The organism is Gordonia amarae NBRC 15530 (assembly GCF_000241345.1).
Lineage (GTDB): Bacteria > Actinomycetota > Actinomycetes > Mycobacteriales > Mycobacteriaceae > Gordonia > Gordonia amarae.
This window is the reverse complement of the sequence record NZ_BAED01000049.1, coordinates 1-1,428: the sequence shown is the minus strand read 5'-3', so window position 1 is coordinate 1,428 and position 1,428 is coordinate 1. Positions and strand designations below refer to the sequence as shown.

The following is a 1,428-nucleotide window of genomic DNA, read 5'->3' as shown; positions in this document are numbered from 1 at the left end:
GGGGACTGTCAGATTAACGGTGTAAGTGGCGTGTTCGGTTAGTTGTCCTCGCCTGCCGGCATGCGGTCGGCGAAGGTGATGGCAAATGCGTTCAGTGCTGGTTTCCACCGCATCGTCCATCGTTTCTGCCCGGTCCCGGTCGGGTCCAGCGACCGGGTCACCAGGTACAGGCACTTTAGCGCTGATTGCTCGTTCGGGAAATGCCCACGAGCCCGGACCGCCCGCCGGTAACGGGCATTGAGCGACTCGATCGCGTTCGTTGAGCAGATCACCTTACGGACCTCAACGTCGTAGTCCAGAAACGGAATGAACTCCTGCCAAGCGTTGCGCCACAACCCGATAGCGGCCGGATACCGGTGCCCCCACTCGGCATCAAAGGCGTCCAAAGCCTCGCCGGCCGCGGCTGCGGTCGGGGCGGTGTAGATCGGTTTGATCGCTTTGGCGATCGCATCACGATGCTGGCGTCCGGCGTAACGGAACGTACCCCGAATCAGATGGATGACACAGGTCTGCACCACGGTGTCGGGGAACGCCGCTGCCACTGACTGCGGCAGGCCCTTGAGTCCATCGCAGACCAGGAAGAAGATATCTACCACGCCCCGGTTCTTGAGTTCGGTGAGCACCGCCAGCCAGTACTTGGCCGACTCGCCCTCACCTTCACCGGCCCACATGCCCAGCACATCACGATGGCCGGACAGATCGACCCCGATCGCGGCGTAGATCGGTCGGGGCCCGACTTGCCCGTCACGGATCTTGACGTGGATGGCGTCGATGAACACCGCCGCGTACACCCGCTCCAACGGCCGGCTATGCCAGCCGGTCATCTCCTCCAGCACCCGGTCGGTGATGCGGCTGATGGTGTCCTTGGACACCGCAGCGCCGTAGATGTCGGCGAAGTGGGCGCTGATCTCGCCGGTGGTCAACCCACGCGCATACAGCGAGAGCACGACCTCGTCGACGTCAGTGAGCCGGCGTTGGCGTTTTTTAACGATCTGCGGTTCGAACGTGCCCGCCCGATCCCGTGGCACCTCGATCTGCACCGCCCCGCACGCGTCAGTGAGCACGGTCTTCGAGCGTGTTCCGTTGCGAGAGTTCCCACTTCTGCGGCCTCGCTGATCGTGCTTGTCGTAGCCCAGATGCTCGGACATCTCCTCATCGAGTGCGGTTTCCAGGACGGTTTTCGTCATGGCCTTGAGCAGGCCACCCGGGCCGGTCAGGCTGACCCCGGCCTCGCGGGCCTGCCGGACCAGTTCCCTGGCCACCTCCAGCTCGTCGACCTCACGACCAGCAGGAACTGTCACGGCCTCGTCGTTGCTGTGTTCATCAGATGGCTCCATAGCCACCAGAGTGTCGGTCATCATGCGACCCTCCTGCCCCAGACACACCGGGGCGGGTTGGGCCACTTACACCGTTTTCACGACAGTCCCC

The 1,428-nt window shown here is 63.4% G+C and carries 1 protein-coding gene; it reads right to left on the bottom strand.

Features of this window, described 5'->3' with window-relative positions; genetic code table 11:
- Nucleotides 1–38: 38 nt before the first annotated feature.
- Entirely contained in the window at nucleotides 39–1,337 is a 1,299-nt protein-coding gene (locus GOAMR_RS13925) for an IS256 family transposase (RefSeq protein ID WP_373278775.1), read from the bottom strand.
- Nucleotides 1,338–1,428: the final 91 nt, after the last annotated feature.